2 tRNA genes and 3 rRNA genes are annotated in these 5806 nt (G+C 53.0%); all 5 read right to left on the bottom strand.

Annotation, left to right across the window (positions count from 1 at the left end):
- Positions 1 to 47 precede the first annotated feature (47 nt).
- Positions 48 to 163: ribosomal RNA gene (gene rrf, locus HJW02_RS12755) — 5S ribosomal RNA — on the bottom strand.
- A 234-nt stretch (positions 164 to 397) separates the two neighbouring features.
- A 23S ribosomal RNA gene (locus HJW02_RS12750) occupies positions 398 to 3233 on the bottom strand.
- Positions 3234 to 3444: 211 nt separating this feature from the next.
- Positions 3445 to 3521: transfer RNA gene (locus HJW02_RS12745), tRNA-Ile, on the bottom strand.
- Between the two features lie 82 nt (positions 3522 to 3603).
- Positions 3604 to 3679: transfer RNA gene (locus HJW02_RS12740), tRNA-Ala, on the bottom strand.
- 170 nt (positions 3680 to 3849) lie between these two features.
- Positions 3850 to 5361 (bottom strand): 16S ribosomal RNA (locus HJW02_RS12735).
- The 16S, 23S and 5S rRNA genes sit together here with 2 tRNA genes alongside, the layout of an rRNA operon.
- Between the last annotated feature and the right edge of the window lie 445 nt (positions 5362 to 5806).

Here is a 5806-nt window from a genome sequence, read left to right as displayed (position 1 = left end):
GAACAAGCCCCGCCAGTTGAGGAACTGGCGGGGCCTGATGAAAAAAATCCCGGCGGCGACCTACTCTTGCGGGACCTATCGTCCGACTACCATTGGCGCGGCAGCGTTTCACTTCCGGGTTCGGAACGGGACCGGGTGGGACCACTGCGCTCTGGCCACCGGGCTTCAGGGGGAAGAGGGCTTTTTTTCTCTTCATCCTGCCTGCCCGGGAGCCCTTGGGGGCTTTGAGGGGGATTTTTTAAGGGTTGTTGTGTGTGGCTAAGAAGATTTCCTCTCGTTACGAGGGGAAGGAATCAGCGTAAACTGACATCTGCGTGGCTGGTGGTGTTACTTTTAAACATACATCCAATGAACAAGACAACAGCAAGTTGTTATTCACGAACGGGAGTGATGTAATATGATGAAGTCTATTGGTGATTAGTATCGCTTGGCTCAATACATTGCTGCACTTACACCTGCGACCTATCAACGTGGTGGTCTTCCACGAACCTATAGGGAAAACTCATCTTGGGATGGGCTTGGCGCTTAGATGCTTTCAGCGCTTATCCCGTCCGCACTTAGCTACTCGGCCATGCACTTGACAGTACAACCGATGCACCAGTGGTGCGTCAGACCCGGTCCTCTCGTACTAAGGTCTGAACCCCTCAATTTTCCAACGCCCACAGAGGATAGAGGACCGAACTGTCTCGCGACGTTCTGAACCCAGCTCGCGTGCCGCTTTAACCGGCGAACAGCCGGACCCTTGGGACCTTCTCCAGCCCCAGGATGCGACGAGCCGACATCGAGGTGCCAAACCACGCCGTCGATATGAACTCTTGGGCGTGATCAGCCTGTTATCCCTAAGGTACCTTTTATCCGTTGAGCGACGGCAATTCCACTTTCTACCGCCGGATCACTTGGGCCTGCTTTCGCATCTGCTCGACTTGTAGGTCTCACAGTTAGGCGGGCTTATGCCCATGCACTCGACACCCGGTTGCCAACCGGGCTGAGCCCACCTTCGCGCTCCTCCGTTACTCTTTGGGAGGATACCGCCCCAGTAAAACTGACCGGCTGACACGGTCCTCTGGCCGGATTCACGGCTCAGGGTTAGATCCTCCAGTTTCAAAGGGTGGTGTCTCATTGATGACTCCGACGCCCCCTAAAGGGCGTCTTCAGCGTCTCCCACTTACTCTGAGCATTAAAACCGAAGAAACAATGACAGCTTACAGTTAAGGTCTATAGGGTCTTTCCGTCCTTCTGCGGGTAGGCGGCATCTTCACCGCCACTACAATTTCACTGAGCGCCTGGTTGAGACAGTGCCCAACTCGTTTCACGATTCGTGCAGGTCGGAACTTACCCGACAAGGAATTTCGCTACCTTAGGACCGTTATAGTTACGGCCGACATTCACCGGGACTTGGGTTCAGAGCTTCGCCTTGCGGCTAACCCCTTGCCTTAATCTTTCGGCATTGGTCACGTGTCACACCCTATACTTCGACTTGCGTCTTTGCAGAGTGCTGTGTTTTTGATAAACAGTCGGTTGGGCCATTTCTCTGCGGCCTGCATCGCTGCAGGCACCCCTTCTTCCGAAGTTACGGGGCTAATTTGCCGAGTTCCTTAACCAGGTTTCACTCTTACGCCTTGGTATATTCTACCCACCCACCTGTGTCGGTTTGCGGTACGGGTCGCTTAGCATACGCTGGGGCTTTTCTTGGCACTCGATCCAATGATGCGCTGAGTCCGTGGACTCAACTCGGAATTCAATAACCTAGTCATCTTTTCTCATGCGTCCCCCCAGTTTAAGGGTCGCGAGCTCAGGATTATTAACCTGATATCCATCGCCTACGCCTCTCGGCCTCGGCTTAGGTCCCGGCTAACCCAGGGACGAAACACGTTGCCCTGGAAACCTCGGGTTTACGGCGGCCGGGGATTTCACCCGGCTTTACGTTACTCATGTCTGCATACTCACTTGCATGTGCTCCAGGGTCAGTCGCCATCACCCTTCAACGCGCATGCAACGCTCTTCTACCACTCTACCGTAAGGTAAAGTCCAGAGCTTCGGTATAACGCTTGATCGCCAATCATTTTCGGCGCAGGATCACTCGATGAGTAAGCTATTACGCATTTTTTAAATGGTGGCTGCTTCTAAGCCAACATCCTCACTGTCTGTGTAATCCCACATCCTTTCCACTGAGCGTTATTTAGGCACCTTAGCTGCTGGTCTGGGTTGTTTCCCTCTCGACAATGAAGCTTATCCCCCACTGTCTCACTGCCACGTTCCATTGCACGGTATTCGGAGTTTGATAAGGTTTGGTAAGCGGGTGTGCCCCCTAGCCTTGTCAGTGCTCTACCCCCGCGCATCAGCACGTGACGCTGCACCTAAATGCATTTCGAAGAGAACCAGCTATCACGGGGTTTGATTAGCCTTTCACTCCTACCCTCAGCTCATCAGAGAACTTTTCAACGTTCACCTGTTCGGTCCTCCACATGGTTTTACCCATGCTTCAACCTGGCCAAGGGTAGGTCACCTCCGCTTCGGGTCCAGTACCTGCGACTTAATTCGCCCTATTCGGACTTGCTTTCGCTGCGACTCCGGGCCGGAAGCCCTTAGTCTTGCCACAAACACTGACTCGCAGACTCATTAAACAAAAGGCACGCCATCGCAGATTGCTCTGCTCTGACACTTTGTAGACATACGGTTTCAGGTTCTATTTCACTCCGCTCACAGCGGTTCTTTTCACCTTTCCCTCGCGGTACTTGTTCACTATCGGTCGCCAACTAGTATTTAGCCTTGCGCGGTGGTCCGCGCTGATTCATACATCGTTCCACGTGTGATGTATTACTCAGGATTCCACTAATTCCCACGCTGGATTTCGTCTACAGGGCTTTCACCTTCTACGGCCAGCCTTTCCAGGCTGTTCTACTATCCAGTATGGTCGAATATCTCGTGGTCCTACAACCCCGAAGGAGTACCTTCGGTTTGGGCTCCATCCGCTTTCGCTCGCCACTACTTACGGAATCGATTTCTCTTTCTTTTCCTCCGCTTACTGAGATGTTTCACTTCAGCGGGTTTCGCGTTTCATACCCTATGTATTCAGGTATGAACGATCGAGTATTGCCTCGATCAGGTTACCCCATTCGGATACCCCCGGATCATCGCTTGCTTGCAGCTTCCCGAGGATTTTCGCAGCTTGCCGCGTCCTTCTTCGCCTGTTGGCACCAAGGCATTCACCGTACGCCCTTACTTACTTCATCATATTGCAAAAGTTTTTTACCACTTCCACAATACCACAAAGCCCTTTCGTGACTTACTGTATTGTCTTATTTCTTGGTATGCATGTTTTAAATTGTGTATTGTAGTTGTTTTTCAACTACCCACTTTGTTGGAAAGCAATTGCTTCTCAGCAATTGTTTTCTTTGCCACGCAGATGTCAATTTTCGCTTTCCCTCAATAATCGATTTTTTTTGGTGGGCCTGACAGGACTTGAACCTGTGACCCCGCGCTTATCAAGCGCGTGCTCTAACCAACTGAGCTACAGGCCCGGCTTTGGGTCTCTGAGAGACAGTTACCAAATACTAAAGTTTAGTTACTAAAGTTTTCCGGCTCCCGCCTTCTTACCGAAACTGGTGGAGGCACGGGGACTCGAACCCCGGACATCCAGCTTGCAAAGCTGGCGCTCTACCAACTGAGCTATACCCCCAGTTGCGGTTCTTTTTGAAAAAAGGTCGTCACGCACGTCGTGCCTAGTTTCGCTCCAAGCGAACTGGCTGTTTACACATCTTTGGTTCGTTGCGGGCCCTCGCGGGTTCCGCTCTCTCTTCCCTCGGGAAGAGATCCGACCTGTGCATTTTTCATGCACTTTCTCCATAGAAAGGAGGTGATCCAGCCGCAGGTTCCCCTACGGCTACCTTGTTACGACTTCATCCCAGTTACCAGTCTCACCTTAGGACCCTGCCTCCTTGCGGTTGGCTTCAGATACTTCGGGTGCGACCGGCTTCCATGATGTGACGGGCGGTGTGTACAAGACCCGGGAACGTATTCACGGCGCCGTAGCTGATGCGCCATTACTAGCGATTCCGGCTTCGTGTAGGCGGGTTGCAGCCTACAGTCCGAACTGGGCCCAGTTTTTAGGATTTCCTCCGCCTCGCGGCTTCGGCCCCCTCTGTACTGGGCATTGTAGTACGTGTGCAGCCCTGGGCATAAGGGCCATACTGACCTGACGTCGTCCCCACCTTCCTCCCAGTTGATCTGGGCAGTCTCGCCAGAGTCCCCACCTTTACGTGCTGGTAACTGGCAACAGGGGTTGCGCTCGTTGCTGGACTTAACCAAACATCTCACGACACGAGCTGACGACGGCCATGCAGCACCTGTGTAACGCCTCCGAAGAGTCGCATGCTTTCACATGTTGTTCATTACATGTCAAGCCCAGGTAAGGTTCTTCGCGTTGCATCGAATTAAGCCACATACTCCACCGCTTGTGCGGGTCCCCGTCAATTTCTTTGAGTTTTAATCTTGCGACCGTACTCCCCAGGCGGCACGCTTAACGCGTTAGCTCCGGCACGCAGGGGGTCGATTCCCCGCACACCAAGCGTGCACCGTTTACTGCCAGGACTACAGGGGTATCTAATCCCTTTCGCTCCCCTGGCCTTCGTGCCTCAGCGTCAGTTAATGTCCAGGAACCCGCCTTCGCCACGAGTGTTCCTCTCGATATCTACGCATTTCACTGCTACACCGAGAATTCCGGTTCCCCCTCCATTACTCTAGTCTCGCAGTATCATGTGCAGTCCGGGGGTTGAGCCCCCGCCTTTCACACACGACTTACGAAACCGCCTACGCACGCTTTACGCCCAGTGATTCCGAACAACGCTTGAGACCTCTGTATTACCGCGGCTGCTGGCACAGAGTTAGCCGTCTCTTCCTCTTGTGGTACTATCTTTTTAATTTGCTCCCACATGACAGGGGTTTACAATCCGAAGACCTTCATTCCCCCACGCGGCGTCGCACCATCAGGGTTTCCCCCATTGTGAATGATTCTCGACTGCTGCCACCCGTAGGTGTCTGGACCGTGTCTCAGTTCCAGTGTGGCCGGACATCCTCTCAGACCGGCTACCCGTCATCGCCTTGGTGAGCCGTTACCTCACCAACTAACTAATAGGACGCGAGCCCATCCCCAAGCGCATTGCTGCTTTAATCTTGCGATTTTATGCGGTATTAATCCCAGTTTCCCGGGGCTATCCCACTCTTGGGGGCAGGTTACTCACGTGTTACTCACCCGTGCGCCACTAGAGAATTATTAGCAAGCTAGCAATTCTCTCGTTCGACTTGCATGTCTTATCCACGCCGCCAGCGTTCGTTCTGAGCCAGAATCAAACTCTCCATCAAATATAATTTTTGAAATTGCTGGACCAAATGGAATCTTTCGATTTCATCTGCGCCATGCTTCAGTCAGCTCTTCCCTCAAGTTGTGTCTCTTGAGGTCCTCTTCGCTCTGCCAAGCACGGCGCGCGTCACGACCTTTTTTCTTTCCCCTTGCTTCTACCAATCCGCCCCTCTCGGAGCTAGGTCGCTCCTTCGGGTTTTTTCTCCCTCGCACGTCCTCTCGACGCATTCAGGAAAACCCTCGGCGGGTTCGGTAGTCATTCCCTTGAAATCTTCTTATCGGCCCCTTTAATGAGGCTCTTCCGGGTGGCCGGCCCCGGCTTCATTCAGGCCCTCTTTCGAGTCCCTCCTGCCGCCGGGCTTTTCATCCCGTCGCCGTGTTGGCGTGCCGAGAAGTCTACCATTTTCACCTCCCTTGTCAATTTTTTTCGAGTCGTTTTTGCGGAGA

This window comes from Akkermansia sp. GGCC_0220 (genome assembly GCF_017566105.1).
Lineage (GTDB): Bacteria > Verrucomicrobiota > Verrucomicrobiia > Verrucomicrobiales > Akkermansiaceae > Akkermansia > Akkermansia massiliensis.
The sequence above is the reverse complement of the archived record's forward strand: the minus strand, read 5'-3'. Positions and strand labels throughout refer to the sequence as shown.